Here is a 17,354-nt window from a genome sequence, read left to right as displayed (position 1 = left end):
GCCGCGCGGGGAGACTCCGCGGAACGTCGCCGGACGGTGCCCAATCGCCGTCCGGCGGCGTCCCCAGACTCCTGCGAGGACAACGATGAACGACACCACCCGTGGCGAGACCGACGTCCTCGTGATCGGCTCCGGCTTCGGCGGTTCGGTGAGTGCGCTCCGTCTTGCTGAAAAGGGCTACCGCGTCACCGTGCTGGAAGCCGGCCCGCGCCGTACTGAAGAGACTCTGCCCAAAACCTCGTGGGACGTCCGGAATTTTCTCTGGGCCCCGCGTCTTGGCTGCTACGGAATCCAACGCATCCACCTGCTCCGCGACGTCGTCATCCTCGGCGGCGCCGGAGTAGGCGGCGGTTCCCTCAACTACGCCAACACCCTCTACGAACCGCCCGCACCGTTCTTCGAAGACCCGCAATGGGCACACGTCACCGACTGGCAAGCCGAGCTGAAACCGCACTACGACCAGGCCCGCCGGATGCTGGGCGTCACCCAGAACCCCACCGTCACCGCCGCGGACCAGGTGCTCCGCGAGGTCGCCGACGACCTTGGCGTCGGCTCGTCCTTCCGGCTCACCCCGGTCGGCGTTTTCTTCGGCGACAAGGAAACTCCCGCTGGAACCGTCGTGCCAGACCCGTTCTTCGGCGGTGCCGGACCGGCGCGCCGCACCTGTACCGAATGCGGCTCCTGCATGACCGGCTGCCGGGTCGGGGCCAAGAACACCTTGGACCGCAACTACCTCTACCTAGCCGAACAACGCGGCGCGAACGTCGTCCCCATGACCACGGTGCTGGACGTGCGCCCGGCGGACGGCGGCTACCTCGTCACCGCGGTCCGCACCGGCAAATCGCCTCGCCGCCGCAAAAACCTGCGTACCTTCTTCGCCCGCGACGTCATCTTCAGCGCCGGCACCTACAACACGCAAAAGCTGCTCCACCAAGCCCGCGAAACCGGTGCGCTGCCCCGGATTTCCGTCAGCCTCGGCCGGCTGACCCGAACCAACTCGGAATCCATCCTCGGCGCGAAGTCGAAACGCAAGGACGTCGACTTCACCCGCGGCGTCGCCATCACGTCGTCCATTCATCCCGACGCGCACACGCACATCGAACCGTGCCGCTACGGCAAGGGCAGCAATGCGATGTCACTGCTGCAAACCGCGCTCACCGACGGCGGCAAGCCCGTCCCGCGCTGGCTGACCTGGCTGGGCGCGTTCGCCAGGAACCCGCGCAATTTCACCTGGTTCTCGCCGCGCCGCTGGTCCGAGCGCACCATTATCCTGCTGGTAATGCAAACGCTGGACAATTCCATCACCGTCGCCAGCAAACGCACCCGCACCGGACGGCGAAAACTGACGTCCGCGCCCGGCCACGGCGAACCGAACCCCACCTGGATCCCCGCCGGAAACGACGCGGCCCGCCGGGTGGCGGAGAAAATCGACGGGATCGCCGGCGGCACCACCGGCGAGATCCTGAACATCCCGATGACCGCCCATTTCATCGGCGGATGCGCCATTTCCGACGATCCCGCACGCGGCGTCCTCGACCCGTACCAGCGCGTGCACGGCTACCCCGGCCTGCACGTCGTCGACGGCTCCGCGATCTCGGCGAACCTCGGCGTCAACCCGTCCCTGACGATCACCGCACAGGCCGAACGGGCGATGTCCCTGTGGCCCAACCGCGGCGAAACCGACCCTCGACCCCCGCTCGGCGCGCCGTACGAGCGCGTCGAAGCGGTGGCCCCACGACAGCCCGCAGTTCCGGACGGCGCTCCCGGCGCACTCGGCGACCACAGTTTTCCCGGCATTCCGTAACCGTCTGCCCGCCCCGGCCGCCGCCCGCTATCCCGGCCACCGGGCCGCCGCGCTCCGATTACCCTGATCGGCTGCTTGTCGCCGCGTTCGGCCACCGGCAGACTTGATCGAAGATGGTACGGACCATTACCGGTCCGCCACCTGATATTCCTGCATTTCTTCGGGGGAAATCCGGACGATGTCCGGTCTCGCAGCACGGGGGCTGCGGTTCTGTCGCGCGGTGCCCGGCTCCGGTTCCACCCTGCCCGCGACAGGCCGCGATCTCGCTGCGCGTGCCGGTCAGAGGGGGAGAAACGGGATGAGCTTTCTTCGCAGAAACAGAGTCCGCGCCGCGGTTTCGGTGCTGACCGCGGCGCTGCTCGCCACCGGCGTCTCAGTCACGCCCGCCGCCGCGGATCCCGCGCAGGACGAGCGGGCGCAAGCCGTCCAGCTGCTCGCTTCGGGTGGCCCGGCGGTAGCCGCCGCCGCGGAAACCGCGTTGACCGGCACCGACGCGGACGTGCACGCGTTTCTGACCACCGCGCTGACGCAGTGCCAGATCACCGACGACCGGATCAGCGCGCAGCGCAGGCTTTCCGCCGGTGGACCCGCGACCCGGTTCGCGGCGAACCAGGCGCTGTCGAGCACCCCGGACGCGGTGAAGTCGTTCCTGGACAACGGCTGGGTCCAGCCGTGGAAGGACGACCAGCGCATCAAGGCCACCCAGCTGCTGCAGGCGGCGACCGGCCCGGCCGTCAAAGCGGCCGCCAACACGGCGTTGAACGGCACGATCACCGACCTCGAAACGTTTCTCGGCCCTGGCGTGCGCAAGGCGCAGGACGACGACGACCGGATCGCCGCGCAGCAACTGCTGAACTCCGGCGGCCCGGAGGTGCGCAAGGCCGCGAACCAGGCGCTGAACGGCACCCCGGACGATGTCCGCTATTTCCTGGAAACCGGCTGGCAGGTCGCCGCGCAGCGGGATCAGGAGACGCTGAGCATCTCGCAGCTGGCCGACCTCGCGCACTCCGCGGCACAACGCGCGGCCACCCAAACCCAGAACGCCAAAGAAGCAGCGGACCGAGCCGCAGCCGCCGCTAAGGCCGCCAAGGACGCGGCGGAACGTGCGGCGCAGGAAGCACAGGAAGCCCAGAAATCCGCTGGTCAAGCCGCCGACGCCGCCAACCGGGCAGCAGACGCGGCCAACCGCGCCGCGGACACCGCCCGGACCGCGATCGAGGCGGCGGAAGCCGCAACGTCGGCCGCGCGAACCGCTTCGGCTGCAGCCCAGCAGGCAGCCTGGGCAGCTTCGATGGCCGGACAAGCCGCAGCCAGGGCCCGCAACGCCGCTGCGGCAGCACGCCTGGACGCCGCCAACACCGCCTCCATCCGAGACGCCGCCCGCGCCGCAGCGGCGAATGCCCGTGATGCTGCGAACGGCGCCCGCTCAGCGGTAGCAGCGATCGGCGACGCCCTCGCCGCACTGGGTGCCGCGATCCAGGCCGCCATCGGTGCCGCCGCCACCGCGAACGACGCCGCCGCAGCAGCAGCCGCGGCCGCCGACGCCGGCGAATGGGCGAAACGTGCCGGAGCCAGCGCCGCAACCGCGCAGCGCGCCGCCAACAAAGCTCGCGCCTACGCCGGAGAAGCGACCCGGGCCGCAGCCGCCGCCCAGTCCATCGCCAACGAAGCCCAAGCCAACGCGAACCAGGCCCGCGACGCCGCGAACTCAGCCGCCGCCCACGCCGACGCCGCCGCGCAAGCCGCCCAGGACGCGGCGAACGCGGCCTACGACGCCGAGCGCGCCGCAGGACAGGCGCAGGAGGCCGCGGACGCCGCCAAGCTCGAAGCCGCTGCCGCGCAGACCGCGTCCGACCAGGCCACGGCCACCGCCGCGACCGCGCGCAAGGCCGACGCGGAACGGCTCACCGCCCAGCAGAACCAGGGCGTCCGCGACGCTGAGGCCGCGAAGCAGGCCGAGCAGGACCAGCAGGCGAGCACCGACTGGAAAGCCGGGGAAGCCGCGAAACTCGACGCCGAAGCACAGCGGCTGCTCGCCGAAGCACAGTCGCCGACGACGCCCGCCGAAACCGTCGTAGCCGACGGCCGCAAGGTCGCCGCCCGCCTGTGGCACACCGGCGGCCCCTGGGTGAAATCCGCCGCCCGGGACGCCCTCGCCGGCTCGCCGACGGACGTCACCTCGTTCGTCCACAGTGGACTAGCGACCGCCACCGAACAGGACGACCGCGCGAGCGTCGCCTCGATCGCCGACACCACCACGATCCCGGCCCAGCGCACCGCCGCCAACGCCGCGCTCGCCGGAACCTACGACCAGGTCAAGGAATTCCTGCGCACCCGCTACTACCCGGGCAAGAACGACGACGACCGGGTCGCGGTCCAGAAGATCCTGAACACCGGCGGCCCGGCCACGAAGGTCGCCGCGAACAAGGCGCTGTCCGGCACCATCGACGACGTCCGGGAGTTCCTCGCCACCGGCCAGTACCGCGCGGCCGAGGACGACGACCGCGTTGCCGCACAACAGGTCCTCAACACCGGCGGCCCCGAAGTCCGCGCCGCCGCCAACGCCGCGCTGTCCGGCCCGTGGTCCTTCGTCAAGCAGTTCGTGCGCGTGGACCAGTACAAGGCCGCGATGCGCGACGCCGACACCGCGATGCACAACGCCCAGATCGACGGCTACCTGGCCGACGCAGCCAAATCAGCGGCCCAAGCCCGCGCCGACGCCGCGAACGCCGCCCTCTACGCCGCCAACGCACGCAACGACGCCAACGCCGCCGCAGCAGCGGCCGCGGCAGCACAAAAGGCAGCCGACGACGCGTCGAAAGCCGCGACCGACGCGAAGAAGTCCGCCGACGACGCACAGGATTCCGCTGACCAGGCCGCACACTCCGCGCAACAGGCCCGAGACGCCGCCCGAAACGCCCAAAACGCGGCCAACGACGCAGCCCGCTCAGCAGCCGCCGCCCGCGACTCCGCCTCCCGCGCCGCCGGCTACGCCGCAGCAGCCCGCGCCTCCGCGGAACAAGCCCGCGCGGACGCGATCGCCGCGCACAAGTCAGCGGAGGAAGCAGCACAGGCGGCCGCGGAGGCGTGGAAGTCAGCCGTCATCGCACTGCAAAACGAGGAAAACGCCCGCCGCAACGCCGGCCCGGTCACCGGGGCCGACGGCGGCTTCGACTGCCCGCCCAACTGCATCCCGCCCGGGCAGCGCCTCCCCGACAACTCCGCTTGGGACCAGGCAGTGGCCCTGATGACCAGCGAAATGTCCAACAACCCCAACAGCGACATCGCGAAATCGATCCGGTACCTGCTCTCCCCGTGCCATGGCCTCGGCTGCATCGGCTACGACCCGAACCAGATCAACGCCGGCATCGTGATGTTCGGCCTGCAGGTGAAAACCGGCGGCCCGTGGGATCACAAGGGACGGTTGAAGGCCATCCTGGACTCGACCACCGGCGGATACTATTTCCCGATCCCGGGGACGAACGAGGACCTGAACTATGATTTCTGGTCGAACCTGCACTACGGATACGTCGGCGCGACCTGCGGCTTCTCCGAGGGCGACCTCGTCGGCGGCGCCAAAGCGTTCCACTATCTGTCGCCGGGCAACCACTGGGGCCCCAGCAAGGAAGCAGCGATCCGCGCGGGCGCCCGGCTCTTCCAGTCCCACCCGAACTCCGCCGACCTGCGGGACCCGAACGTCATCCTCCAGGTGATCAGAGACAACCGGAACGTCTTCCGGCAAAGCACCAACGAGGAACCCGCATACCTCCGCCCGCACCGCTGATCACCTGGAAGGCACCTCCCCCGATGACTAGCAACACCCATGGCCGCCGGCACCTCGCGCCGGCGGCCATGGCCCTGCTTCTCGTCCTGTCCGCCTGCGGTGGCCGGTTCTCCGACACCCACCGCCCCGACACCGGCCCAGTCACCGAGAAAGCCGCCGACCTGGCCAAGCAGTACCGACTGGGCCCGCACGGTTTCGGCAAGATCACTCTCGGCATGAGCGTCGCTGAAGCAACGGCCACCGGGCAAATCCGCGTGAACGACCTAGCCGGCCTGTCCGGCTGCACAATAGCCACGGAAACCGGAAAAACCCCCGACGGCGCGGTGTCCATCTCCGCTTCGCGCGGCGTCGTCAAGATCGCGAGCTACACCGGGGTGCGCACCCCTGAAGGCATCGGCCTCGGTGCGAGCCTGGATGACCTGCGCAAGGCCTACCCCGACGTCAAGGCGGAAACCGAGGCTGACATGGGGAACGGCCAGATCCAGATGGACGACCACTACCGCGCTCCGGTCCCGGGCAATCCGCAGGCGGCGTACCGGTTCTTCGTCGACCACGACAACCGGGTGGACGCGATGCTGCTGGTAACCGCCAAACCGGACCCGGACTGCGACGTGGGCTACTCCAACTGACCCGGCGCTCGTCTGCCGGAGAGGTCACCAGTGCCCCCGACGGGGTTCGAACCCGCACTGGGTCGATTTTAAGTCGACTGCCTCTGCCAATTGGGCTACGGGGGCCCTTCCACCCTAGCGAACCCCATGCCCGGGACCTAAGCTGCGTGGCCACCCGCCCGCCGACCATCCACAAAGGACGCCACAACCGCCGAAGCGCCCAATTGATGCCCAGGTGACCGTATTCGCAGGTCGCGAGGACCCCCTGGAGGGAATCTGATCCCCACGGCGAAGCCTTAAGACGGCATTTCGAGTGTGACTGAGGCGCGCCCGCCCAGGCCGAAGCCGCCGGCGGACCGCTGGCTTGCGCCGGGCTGCCACAGGCGGCGGGAGCTGGCGCGCCGTCCGTGAGGGCCACCCTGAGGGAATCAGATTCCCCCAGGGTGGCCCTCACGGCCTTCGGGAAACGGTCATACTGGCATCGATCGGGCATTTCACTGACCTGGTCGTCCTTTGTGGACGGTCAGCAGGAGGCCCTCACAGACGACAAGCCCGCTCCCGGCACCGGCAAGAGCCGGGCCGCCCCCTCCGACCTGGGCAGAAGCACCCCAGCCGAGGCCTTAACCCCGGGCATCCCACCCCGCACACGACAAAGCCGGGCCGCCACCAAGCAGCCCGGCTTCCCCAGAAAGAGACTCAGCCCTTGCTAGCCCGATCGAACTCTTCCTTCGGGTTGTTGATCTGCCCCAGCGAGATGACCTCCCGCCGGAACAGCCCGCCCAGCATCCAGTCGAACAGGATGCGGATCTTGCGGTTCCACGTCGGCATCGCCTTGAGGTGGTACGCGCGGTGGAAGAGCCAGGCCGGGAAGCCCTTGATCTTCAGGTTCAGCGCATCCGCCACGCCCTTGTGCAGGCCGAGGCTCGCGACCGCGCCCAGGTTCTTGTGGTAGTAGTCCTTCGGCTGCCCGCCGCGGATCACCTTGATGATGTTCTTCGCCAGCAGCCGGGCCTGGCGGACCGCGTGCTGAGCGTTCGGCGGGCAGGTCGCCGTCGGGTCCGCCTCGGTGCGCGACAGGTCCGGGATGGCCGCGTTGTCGCCCGCGGTCCAGACATCCGGGTGGCCGACGACCTGCATCGCCGCAGTGGCCTCGACGCGGCCGCGCTTGTCGAGCGGCAGGTCCGAGCCGGCGAGGACCGGGTTGGCCTTCACGCCCGCGGTCCAGATGATCGTGTCGGTGTCGAACTCGGTGCCGTCCGACAGCACCACGTGGCCGTCTTCGAACGACTTCGCCGCCGTCGACAGGTACACCTCGATGCCGCGCTTCTCCAGCTGCTGCACCGTGTACACACCCAGCGTCTCGCGCACCTCGGGCAGGATCCGCCCGGCCGCCTCGACCATCACCCAGCGGATGTCCGCCGGCTTGATGTTCGGGTAGTAGTTCTCGACCGCGAAGCGGGTCATGTCCTCGAGTTCGGCCAGCGCCTCGATGCCCGCGAAGCCGCCGCCGACCACGGTGAACGTGAGCAGGCGCTTGCGCAGCTCGGGGTCGAGCGTGCTGGCCGCCTCGTCCAGCTTGGTCATGATGTGGTTGCGCAGGTAGATCGCTTCGCCGATGGTCTTGAAGGCGATGCCCTGCTCGGCGAGGCCGGGGATCGGCAGGATCCGCGCGACGGCGCCGAGCGCGACCACGAGCACGTCGTAGTTCAGCGTCTCGATGTGGCCGTCGGCCGCTTCGACCGTGACGGCCTTGCGCTCGTTCTCGATCTTCGTGACCCGCGCGGTCAGCACGTGGCAGCGCTTCAGCACGCGGCGCAGCGGCACGACCACGTGCCGCGGCTCGATCGCGCCGGCCGCCGCCTCGGGCAGGAACGGGGCATAGGTCATGTGCGGCTGCGGGTCAACGACGGTCACGGAGGCCTCGTTGGCACGCAGCATCTTCTGAAGCCCGTACGCGGTGTACAGGCCGACGTATCCACCACCGAGGACGAGGATCCGAGTCGGTTCCGACTTCGCAGCAGCCATGTACCTATAGTCGCACTTCCGAAGCGGCTCCGCTCGGGTACCCCACCCCGCTGTGACCAGCATCGCCACGCTGGTTGTCACGATTCAGATGAGGCCCGCCGCCGAGGCAGCGGAGGTGAACGCGGTCACCACCATGGGCTGTGTCACACGACCGGTCTGGACATTTCGCGGCGACACGTGATAACAGCCGAACACAGCAAGGTCGCCGAACTGCACGCGGGCGCCGTGCGCGAACGCTGGTCGCGGTTTCGGCACCGGCCAGCCCGCGGCGGCGAGCACCGGCAGCAGTGCCTGCCAGCCGAACGCGCCGAGCACGACGATCGCGCGCAGAGTCGGCCGCAGCAGGTCCAGTTCGCCGGCCAGCCAGTGCCGGCAGGTGTCCCGCTCAGCGGGGGTGGGCCGGTTCTCCGGCGGCGCGCAGCGGACCGGCGAGACGAGCCGGGTGCCGCGCAGCGTGAGGCCGTCGCCGATGGCCGTCGAGTCCGGCTGGGACGCCAGACCGACCTCGTACAGCACGCGAAAGAGGAAGTCGCCGGACGGGTCGCCGGTGAACATCCGGCCGGTGCGGTTGGCCCCGTGCGCGGACGGCGCGAGCCCGACCACGGCGAGCGCGGCGTCCTCCGCCCCGAACCCGGGAACCGGCCGCGCCCAGTAGCGCTCGCCAGCGAAGGCCGCCTTCGTCCCGGCCACGCCTTCGCGCCATTCGACCAGGCGCGGGCACGCCCGGCACTGCACCAGTTCCGCGTCGAGGCCAGCGAAAGTGCGCATCGATCTCCTCCGCTCTGGTGTGCTGCCACGGTAACGCGGGATAGGTTGGGGCCATGGCCGACACCACCGCGGACGAGACCGCCGAGAAGACCAAGGACGAGGAGACGAAGGCGGCGGAGCCCGTCGACGACCTCGTCACGACGCAGCACACCCTCACCGTCAAGCGGCGCAAGCTCGCCTACACCGCCCAGACCGGCCGGATCGTGCTCCGCCAGGAGGTCAAGAAGGACGGCAAATCCGAGGGCCACCAGCCGAAGGCCGAGGTCTTCCTCACCGCGTACACCCTCGACGACGCCGACCCCGGCACGCGCCCGGTCACCTTCGCCTTCAACGGCGGCCCCGGTTCCTCCAGCATCTGGCTCCACATGGGCCTGCTCGGGCCGCGCCGGGTGCTGTCCGGCGACGTCAACGACCCGGTGCCGCCGCCGTACGGGCTCGAGGACAACCCGGAAAGCCTCCTCGCACACAGCGACCTGGTGTTCATCGACCCGGTCCAGACCGGCTACTCGCGGGTGACCGAGGGCGGCGAATCCCAGCCGTACACCGGATTCCAGGGCGACGTCGAGTCGGTCGCGGAGATCATCCGGCTGTGGGTTTCGCGCAACCAGCGCTGGCTGTCGCCGAAGTTCCTCGCCGGTGAGTCGTACGGCACGCTGCGCGCCGCCGCGCTGGCCGGGCATCTGCAGGAGCGCTACGGCCTGTACCTCAACGGCTTGATGCTCATCTCGTCCGTTCTGGACCTCGGCACGCTGCGCTTCCACGAGGGCAACGACCTGCCGTACTCGCTGTTCCTGCCCACGTACGCGGCGATCGCGCACTACCACGGCCACCATGGCGACCGTCCGCTCGACGACGTGCTCGCCGACGCCGAGGACTTCGCCTCGAAGGAACTGCCGTGGGTGCTTTCCCGCGGCGCCCGGCTGTCCACTCAGGACCGTACGGAGGCGGTGCAGACGCTCGCGTCGCTCACCGGGCTCAGCGAGTCCTATGTGGACCGGGTGAACCTGCGGATCGAGCACATCCGGTTCTTCACCGAACTGCTGCGCGACCAGGGCAAGACGGTCGGCCGGATGGACGGCCGGTTCACCACCTGGGAGCCGGACGGCGGCGTCGAGCACATGAGCGACGACCCCTCGGTCTCGCGGATCATCGGGGCCTACTCGGCCGGGTTCAACCACTACGTGCGCGCCGAACTCGGCTACGAGAACGACCTGCCGTACGAGATCCTGTCCACCGACGTGTTCAAGGCCTGGTCCTACAAGGAGTTCGAGGGCCGGTCGGTGTCCGTTGTGGACACCCTGAGCGCGGCGATGCGGGCCAACCCGCACCTGCAGGTCCACGTCGCCTTCGGGCACTACGACGGCGCGACGGCGTACTATGCGTCCGAGTACGTGCTGTCGCAGCTGAAGATTCCCGAGGAACTGCGGGAAAACCTCGACACCGCTTACTACCCGGCCGGGCACATGATGTACGTGCACGAACCGTCGCGGGTGCAGCAGTCGAAGGACCTCGGCAAGTTCGTGAAGAAGGCGTCCAACCGCTGACCTCGTGAGTGCCTATGCCGGTTCTAACCGGCATAGGCACTCACAACCAGTCATGCTCCCGGGCGTACCGCGCCGCCTCGTGCCGCGTCCGCGTCTGCGTTTTCTGCATCGCGTTCGACAGGTAGTTCCGCACCGTCCCCTCCGCCAAGTGCAGCTGCGCCGCGATGTCCGCGACCGAGTACCCCTCCCGGGTCGCCCGCAGCACGTCGATCTCCCGCACGGTCAACGGACAGTCGTCCACCACCGCGAGTGCTGAGACATCCGGGTCAATCCAGCGTTTGCCCTCGTCCAGCGTCCGGATCACCGACGCGATGTGCGCCGGTTCCGCCGATTTGCTGACAAATCCCTGCACGCCGAGCTTCAGAGCCTTGCGCAGCACTCCCGGCCGTGCGTGCCGGGTCAGCATCAGAATCACCTGCTCCGGCCTTTCCCGCCGGATCCGCGCGACCGCGCCCAGACCGTCCACATTGGGCATCTCCAGGTCGATCACCAGCACGTCCGGCCGATGCTCCACAGTGGCCCGTACCGCCTCCTCGCCGTCTTCGGCCTCGGCCAGCACGGTGATCTCGCCCTCCATCGGCAACAGCGCGGCCATCGCCTTGCGGAGCAGGGCCTCGTCGTCGGCAAGCACCACCGTCGTCATCGCGACCCCTTCTCCGGGAAGGCCGCGGCCGTAACGAATCGGCCGTCCTTCTGCTCCACCGTCAATTCTCCGCCCTGATCCGCCAGCCTGGTGCGCAATGTGGACAGTCCACTCAGCACTGGAGTGTCCGCGTCCGGGGCACCGTCGTTGACAATGCTGATCCCCGCTTCCGTCAAGGTGATCCGCACCTGCCGTGCTTGTGCGTGCCGGAGGATGTTCGTCGTGGTCTCGCGCAGCACCTGTCCGAGCAGCTCGTCGACACCCGCGCCGGCCTCGGCGAGCCGCTCGACCCGCACATGAATCCCAGCCGCCTCGAAGAGATTCTTCGCGTTCTCCAGCTCCGCGGACAGATTGAGCCGCCGCTGTGCGTAAGCGAGTTCCTTGGTCTGCACAATGGTTTCGCCGACCAGCTCGTGCACCTCGCGCAATTCCTCTTGCGCCCGGTCGAGATCCCGGTGCAGCAGCTTCTCCGCGAGTGCGACCTTCAGCTTCACCACGTGCAGGGTGTGGCCCTGGATGTCGTGCAGCTCGCTGGCGAACCGCACACGTTCCCTGGCCACCGCCAGCTCTGCGTCCTTCTCCCGCGACTCCTCCAGCTCCGCGACCAGGTCGTAAAACTTCTGGCTGGCGAACATGAACACCGTCGACAGCACCGCCCCGAGAGCCGGAGACACGACGTAAGCGACCAGCCGCTCCGCGACCTTGTCGTCGTGCACCAGCAGATTCGTCGCGCCGATCGCCCCGATCAGCACGGCGAGACCGACCAGCGCGGCGAACCGGTGCCGCACCAGCGGCGGGATCAGGAACGAGCCAACCATGGCCAGCCCGTAGAACGCCGCGCTCTTGTCGCTCAGCGCACCGGCCAGCCAGACAAACGCGGTGAGCACCAGGCACGGGCGCGCGACCCGGATGAAGTCGCCGGCGGTCCAGCGCTCCGCGGTCGCCACCGTGGCCAGCAGCCCGATCACCTGGATGACGACGTGCCACCACGTCTTCGAGGTGAAGATCACCAGAATCAACCCGACGAGCACCAGCGGCGGCATCACCGTGATCAGGTTGAGCCGCCGCAGCCGGTCCTGGACCGCGCTGCTGGTCCAGGCCGTCCGGCGAGTCCACAGGGGACGGATCTCGATCATGGTGCTCCAGCTTCGGCCACGGAATTCGACCCCAGCATGCCGCAGCCGCGCGGTGCCCACCAGTGACGCAGCGTCATGTCTTCGGCTGACGCGGCCGCACTACTCGCGGCCGCCGGATCCGGCTGGAATCGGAGCATGTCCACGACCCCAGTCATCGACGTCGACCACCTGAACCTCACCTACGGCGATTTCCAGGCCGTGCGCGACCTGTCGTTCCAGGTCGGCCGCGGCGAACTGTACGCGCTGCTCGGCACCAACGGGGCCGGGAAGACCTCCACGCTGGAGACCGTCGAAGGCCACCGCGCACCCAGTTCCGGCACCGTGCGCGTGTTCGGAAAGGACCCGCGAGACCGCGCCGCCGTGCGTCCCCGGATGGGGATCATGCTGCAGGAAAGCGGCTTCTCCCCGGACCTGACCGTACGCGAGTCGATCCGGCTGATCGGAAGCCTGACCCAGCGTAACGACAACGTCGAGCGACTGCTCGGCATCACCGACCTCACCCGCAAAGCCACGACAAGGGTCTCGCAGCTCTCCGGCGGCGAGAAGCGCCGGCTGGATTTCGCCACGGCCGTATACGGGACCCCGGACCTGGTCTTCCTCGACGAGCCGACCACTGGTCTGGACATCCAGTCGCGAGACGCGCTGTGGACCGCGGTGGACCGGCTCCGCGAGGACGGCACCACCATCGTCCTCACCACGCACTACCTCGAGGAAGCCCAGCAACGCGCCGACCGGATCGGCCTGATGCACCAGGGCGTCCTCAACCGCGAAGGCACCGTCGCCGAACTCACCCGGACCCTGCCCGCGACTATCCGCTTTGGACTTCCGCCGCGCGCCCCGGCACCGCCGCTGCAAGCGACCCGCGAGGAGGACGGCCGCTTCCTCATCGAAACCTTCGGCCTCCAGAAAGACCTGCACACCCTCCTCGGCTGGGCACAGGACCACGCGGTGGAACTGGCCGAACTGGAAGCCGGACCGACCCGGCTCGACGACGTCTTCCGCGCCATCGGCAACGCGTAACCCACTTCTTCGAAAGGCTTTCCCATGTTCTCGATCGCCCGCGGCGAACTGATCCAGCTATTCCGGAATCGCCTGGTTCTGGTGACGTCGTTGATTCTTCCCGTCGCGTTCAGCGCGTTCTTCATCGCCCGGCACGAAACCTTCGCGAAAATCGGCAGCCTCGGCTATATCGCCGCACTGACGCTTTTCTTCATCACCGCGATCGGCTTGTACACCACCACCGTCACCACGCTCGCCGCGCGGCGGCAGAACCTGTTCCTCAAGCGGCTGCGTTCCACCGCGGCGAGCGACTCCGGCATCCTCGTCGGCCTGCTCCTGCCGATCACCGCGATCGCCACGATCCAGGTCGGCGTGATCCTCGCCGTGCTCGGCGCGGTCACCGGCCTGCCGAAGAACCCGCTGCTCCTCGTCGTGGCGGTCGTCGCGACCGTCGCCATGATGCTCGCGCTCGGCCTCGCCACCGCAGGTCTCACGAACTCCCCCGAGCACGCACAGGTCACCACGCTGCCGATCACCGTCCTGGTGCTCGCGGTGGCGAGCTGGATCGGAATCACCGGGACGGACCAGCTTTCCTTGCTGAAACGCCTCCTGCCCGGCGGCGCGGCCACCGAACTCGTGCTGAATTCCTGGAATGGCGGAACATCGGCGGCCGACTCACTCGTCCTGCTCGGCCCGATCGCGGCGTGGCTGATTCTCAGCGTCACCATGGCGACCCGACTATTCCGCTGGGAACCGCGCCGCTGAAACCTCTTCCGGCACCGAGGAGATCGTAGTAACGTCGGCGATGCTCTAGATCGTCGACGTGCCTGCGGCAGGTCCGCGGGCACAGCTTCTGTTTCGTGCACTTTCCCTTCAGCTTCCTGAGTTCGATTGACCTCGGCAAAGGACGGAAATCCGTGCGAAAACAATTACTCGTCGCTCTGGCGGCCGCCGCGCTGACGGCAACCGCTGTTCCGGCGTACGCGAGCCCCACGAAATCGGCGGTGAACTGGGGCGCGTGCCCGGCCGACGTCCCGGCGTCGCTGCAGTGCGCGTCCGTCGAGGTTCCGCTGGACTACCGGAACCCGGACGGCAAGAAGATCAGCGTCGAGATCTCCCGGCTGCCCAGCACCGAACCGGCCAAACGGCGCGGCGTGCTGCTGCTCAACCCGGGCGGCCCCGGCGGCCTCGGGCTCGCTCTGCCGTTCACCTTGGCCCAGCTCGGAGTGCCGGCGAGCCTGCTCGCCGAGTACGACCTGATCGGCTTCGACCCACGCGGCATCGACCACAGCAGCCCGGTGAACTGCGATCTGAAACCGGACCAGATGTCGTTCACCCCGAGGTACGCGCATAACCGCGAAGAAGTCGTCCAGGCCTCAGCGGCCGCGAAGCAGATCGCGCGGCAATGCGCCGCTTCCGCCTCGGCAGCGGTCCTGCCGTACCTCACCACCGCGAACACCGCGCGGGACATGGACCAGATCCGCACGGCGCTCGGCGAAGCGAAGATCTCCTACTTCGGCCTCTCCTACGGCACTTACCTGGGAGCGGTCTACGCCTCGCTGTTCCCGGACCAAACCGACCGGTTCGTGCTCGACAGTGTCGTCGGCCCGACCGGGGTCGACCTCACCACAGCACGGCGGTTCGCCGAGGGAATGCAGGATCGGTTCCCGGACTTCGCGAAATGGGCCGCCGTGCGCAACGGGATCTACGGTCTCGGAGCCACTCCCGCCGAAGTCACCGCGAATTTCTCGAGGATCGCGGACAAACTCGACCAGCACCCGGCTTGGGGCGTCGACGGTTCGATCTTCCGGCTGGGCACGCACAGCCTGACCTACCAGACGCAGACGTTCCCCGTGCTGGCGCAGGCGTGGCAAGCGCTCCTCGGCAACCAGGCCCCGCCGGCCGGCGTCTTCCAGCCGCGCGCCACTGGCCCGGAGCAAAGCCAGCGCGCGACGATGCTTTCGGTCGTGTGCGGCGACAACGCCTGGCCCCGGTCGATTTCAACCTACCAACGGAATGTCGTGGAAGACCGGGCCGCGTACCCGATGATCGGCGGCGCGACGGCCAACGTCTGGCCGTGCGCGCACTGGCCCTACCAGCCGATCGAACCGCCAGTGCAGTTCAGCGACCAGGGACCGTCGAACCTCCTGCTGGTCCAGAACACTCGTGACCCCGCGACGCCGCTGTCCGGCGCGCTGGAGACGCGCGAGGCGTTCGGCGACCGGGCCCGGATGGTCACAGTCGACCAGGGCGGCCACGGTGTCGGGCTGCCGCACCTGAACAGCTGCGGTTTCGGCGCCGTCGCCGACTACCTGGTCAACGGAACCCGTCCAGCGACCGACAAGTTCTGCGGTGCGGAAACGAACGCCGCGCCTACCCCGCAACAGCAGCAGGCCGCCAGCAAGCTGATGGAGCAGCTGCGGCAGCACTGAACCGACGATGGGTGGGACGATGAACCGGCGGTGGGGCGAGCTTTCGCCCCACCGCCGTTTTCGCGCGCCCGGCTAATCGACAAAGAAAGGAAGAAAGTGCGAAGACAATTGCTAGCCGTACTCGCCGCCATGGCCTTGGCGGCGATCGTCATTCCGGCACCGGCCGCCTCCGCAAAGTCCACAGTGGACTGGGGACAGTGCCCGAACGACATCCCCACCGCCTTCCTGCAGTGCGCGGCGGTCGAAGTCCCGCTCGACTACCAGCATCCGGACGGCAAGAAGATCAGCATCGAGGTCTCCCGCGTCCCCAGCACCGAACCGGCGAAACGGCGCGGAGTCCTGCTGTTCAACCCCGGTGGCCCCGGCGGTCTCGGCCTCACGTTCCCGTTGGAACTGGCTCAGGCCGGTCTGCCCGCGAACCTGCTCGCCGAGTACGACCTGATCGGCTTCGACCCGCGCGGCGTCGACCACAGCAGCCCGGTGAGCTGCGAACTGAAACCGGAACAGTTCTACACCATCGTGCCGAAATACGCACACAACCCCGCCGAAGTCACCAAGGCCGCGGAATCCGGCAAGCAGATTTCGCGACAATGCGCGTCCGCGGCGTCCTCGGCGGTCCTGCCCTACATTTCCACCGCGAACACCGCACGGGACATGGACCGGATCCGGGCCGCGCTCGGCGAGCCGAAGATCTCCTACTTCGGCCTGTCCTACGGCACCTACCTCGGCGGGGTGTACGCGACGCTGTTCCCAGACCGGACCGACCGAATAGTGCTCGACAGCGTTCTCGGCCCGGACGGATACGACATCACCGCGTCACGTCGCTTCGCCGAAGGAATGCAGGACCGCTTCCCGGATTTCGCCAAGTGGTCCGCCGCTCGTAATTCTTCCTACGGTCTCGGGGCCACTCCGGCCGAGGTCACCGCGAATTACTTCCAGCTCGCGGACAAACTCGACCGGCATCCGGCCGGAGGATTCGACGGTTCGCTCTTCCGGTCGGCCACGCACAGCCTGATCTACCAAACCTCGGCGTTCCCCCGGCTGGCCCAGCTGTGGCAAACGTTCCTCGCGAACCAGGAACCCCCGGCTGATTCGCTGCCGAGCACCGGCGGCCCGATTCAGAGTCAGATCGCCACGATGCTCTCGGTGGTGTGCGGGGATCACGCGTGGCCCCGGCTGATTTCCACCTACCAGCGGAATGTCGTACAGGACCGGGCCGCGTACCCGCTGCTCGGCGGTGCGACCGCGAACGTCTGGCCGTGCGCGTCCTGGCCGACGAGACCGATCGAACCGCCCGTGGAGTTCAGCGACCAGGGTCCGTCGAACCTGTTGCTGGTCCAGAACACCCGGGACCCAGCCACCCCCTTGGTCGGCGCGCTGGAAACCCGCGAAGCGTTCGGCGAGCGGGCCCGGATGGTCACAGTGGACCAGGGCGGGCACGGAGTCGGGCTGCCGTCCCTCAACAGCTGCGGCTTCAACGCCGTCGTCGACTACCTGGCGACCGGAACCCGTCCGGCCACCGACAAATTCTGCGCCGCGGAAGCGAACGCCGCACCTACCCCACAGCAACAGCAGCTCCTGGACCGGCTGCGACAGTACTGAACTAGGCGG

General features: G+C 68.5%; 12 protein-coding genes and 1 tRNA gene. 8 read left to right on the top strand and 5 right to left on the bottom strand.

Annotation, left to right across the window (positions count from 1 at the left end):
• The first annotated feature begins 85 nt into the window (after positions 1-85).
• The 3 genes from ACFSVL_RS03440 (at position 86) to ACFSVL_RS03430 (ending at position 6,217) form a co-directional block, all read left to right on the top strand.
• On the top strand, positions 86-1,804 hold the full coding sequence (locus ACFSVL_RS03440; RefSeq protein ID WP_378300315.1) for a GMC oxidoreductase: 1,719 nt from the start codon (positions 86-88) through the stop codon (positions 1,802-1,804).
• Positions 1,805-2,102: 298 nt separating this feature from the next.
• Positions 2,103-5,588 (top strand): polymorphic toxin type 44 domain-containing protein, encoded by a 3,486-nt coding sequence (locus ACFSVL_RS03435; protein WP_378300313.1) that lies wholly within the window; start codon positions 2,103-2,105, stop codon positions 5,586-5,588.
• A 23-nt stretch (positions 5,589-5,611) separates the two neighbouring features.
• Positions 5,612-6,217: a hypothetical protein gene (locus ACFSVL_RS03430; protein ID WP_378300311.1), complete on the top strand. Its 606-nt coding sequence runs from the start codon at positions 5,612-5,614 to the stop codon at positions 6,215-6,217.
• Between the two features lie 31 nt (positions 6,218-6,248).
• Here ACFSVL_RS03430 and ACFSVL_RS03425 read toward each other — a convergent pair.
• The 3 genes from ACFSVL_RS03425 to ACFSVL_RS03415 form a co-directional block, all read right to left on the bottom strand.
• Positions 6,249-6,322 (bottom strand) — tRNA-Leu (locus tag ACFSVL_RS03425).
• A gap of 570 nt (positions 6,323-6,892) precedes the next feature.
• Positions 6,893-8,221, bottom strand: coding sequence for an NAD(P)/FAD-dependent oxidoreductase (locus ACFSVL_RS03420; protein WP_378300309.1), 1,329 nt, complete (start codon positions 8,219-8,221; stop codon positions 6,893-6,895).
• Positions 8,222-8,305: 84 nt separating this feature from the next.
• Entirely contained in the window at positions 8,306-8,989 is a 684-nt protein-coding gene (locus ACFSVL_RS03415) for a uracil-DNA glycosylase (RefSeq protein ID WP_378300307.1), read from the bottom strand.
• Positions 8,990-9,042: 53 nt separating this feature from the next.
• Between ACFSVL_RS03415 and ACFSVL_RS03410 the strand changes: the two genes are divergently transcribed.
• Positions 9,043-10,533, top strand: coding sequence for a S10 family peptidase (locus ACFSVL_RS03410; protein WP_378300305.1), 1,491 nt, complete (start codon positions 9,043-9,045; stop codon positions 10,531-10,533).
• A gap of 40 nt (positions 10,534-10,573) precedes the next feature.
• Here the strand turns inward: ACFSVL_RS03410 and ACFSVL_RS03405 are convergent, their stop codons facing one another.
• Both ACFSVL_RS03405 and ACFSVL_RS03400 read right to left on the bottom strand, forming a co-directional pair.
• Complete coding sequence (locus ACFSVL_RS03405) at positions 10,574-11,176, bottom strand: response regulator transcription factor (RefSeq protein ID WP_378300303.1); 603 nt, start codon at positions 11,174-11,176, stop codon at positions 10,574-10,576.
• On the bottom strand, positions 11,173-12,312 hold the full coding sequence (locus ACFSVL_RS03400) for a sensor histidine kinase (RefSeq protein WP_378300301.1): 1,140 nt from the start codon (positions 12,310-12,312) through the stop codon (positions 11,173-11,175). The genes ACFSVL_RS03405 and ACFSVL_RS03400 overlap by 4 nt, the downstream gene beginning before the upstream one ends.
• A 135-nt stretch (positions 12,313-12,447) precedes the next feature.
• Here ACFSVL_RS03400 and ACFSVL_RS03395 point away from each other — a divergent pair, with 135 nt between their 5' ends.
• The 4 genes from ACFSVL_RS03395 (at position 12,448) to ACFSVL_RS03380 (ending at position 17,345) form a co-directional block, all read left to right on the top strand.
• Complete coding sequence (locus ACFSVL_RS03395; protein WP_378300299.1) at positions 12,448-13,332, top strand: ABC transporter ATP-binding protein; 885 nt, start codon at positions 12,448-12,450, stop codon at positions 13,330-13,332.
• A gap of 24 nt (positions 13,333-13,356) precedes the next feature.
• Positions 13,357-14,076 (top strand): ABC transporter permease, encoded by a 720-nt coding sequence (locus ACFSVL_RS03390; protein ID WP_378300297.1) that lies wholly within the window; start codon positions 13,357-13,359, stop codon positions 14,074-14,076.
• A 152-nt stretch (positions 14,077-14,228) separates the two neighbouring features.
• Positions 14,229-15,743, top strand: a complete 1,515-nt coding sequence (locus ACFSVL_RS03385; protein ID WP_378300295.1) for an alpha/beta hydrolase — start codon at positions 14,229-14,231, stop codon at positions 15,741-15,743.
• 129 nt (positions 15,744-15,872) lie between these two features.
• Positions 15,873-17,345 (top strand): alpha/beta hydrolase, encoded by a 1,473-nt coding sequence (locus ACFSVL_RS03380; protein ID WP_378300407.1) that lies wholly within the window; start codon positions 15,873-15,875, stop codon positions 17,343-17,345.
• Positions 17,346-17,354: the final 9 nt, after the last annotated feature.

The sequence above is a fragment of the Amycolatopsis silviterrae genome, from assembly GCF_042684085.1.
GTDB lineage: Bacteria > Actinomycetota > Actinomycetes > Mycobacteriales > Pseudonocardiaceae > Amycolatopsis > Amycolatopsis silviterrae.
This window is presented reverse-complemented; position numbering and strand designations above follow the sequence as displayed.

Excerpts from the sequence above, each read along its gene's own strand:
- ACFSVL_RS03440 (WP_378300315.1), top strand. The coding sequence starts at position 86 with ATGAACGACACCACCCGTGGCGAGACCGACGTCCTCGTGATCGGCTCC.
- ACFSVL_RS03435 (WP_378300313.1), top strand. The coding sequence starts at position 2,103 with ATGAGCTTTCTTCGCAGAAACAGAGTCCGCGCCGCGGTTTCGGTGCTG.
- ACFSVL_RS03430 (WP_378300311.1), top strand. The coding sequence starts at position 5,612 with ATGACTAGCAACACCCATGGCCGCCGGCACCTCGCGCCGGCGGCCATG.
- ACFSVL_RS03420 (WP_378300309.1), bottom strand. The coding sequence starts at position 8,221 with ATGGCTGCTGCGAAGTCGGAACCGACTCGGATCCTCGTCCTCGGTGGT.
- ACFSVL_RS03415 (WP_378300307.1), bottom strand. The coding sequence starts at position 8,989 with ATGCGCACTTTCGCTGGCCTCGACGCGGAACTGGTGCAGTGCCGGGCG.
- ACFSVL_RS03410 (WP_378300305.1), top strand. The coding sequence starts at position 9,043 with ATGGCCGACACCACCGCGGACGAGACCGCCGAGAAGACCAAGGACGAG.
- ACFSVL_RS03405 (WP_378300303.1), bottom strand. The coding sequence starts at position 11,176 with ATGACGACGGTGGTGCTTGCCGACGACGAGGCCCTGCTCCGCAAGGCG.
- ACFSVL_RS03400 (WP_378300301.1), bottom strand. The coding sequence starts at position 12,312 with ATGATCGAGATCCGTCCCCTGTGGACTCGCCGGACGGCCTGGACCAGC.
- ACFSVL_RS03395 (WP_378300299.1), top strand. The coding sequence starts at position 12,448 with ATGTCCACGACCCCAGTCATCGACGTCGACCACCTGAACCTCACCTAC.
- ACFSVL_RS03390 (WP_378300297.1), top strand. The coding sequence starts at position 13,357 with ATGTTCTCGATCGCCCGCGGCGAACTGATCCAGCTATTCCGGAATCGC.
- ACFSVL_RS03380 (WP_378300407.1), top strand. The coding sequence starts at position 15,873 with ATGGCCTTGGCGGCGATCGTCATTCCGGCACCGGCCGCCTCCGCAAAG.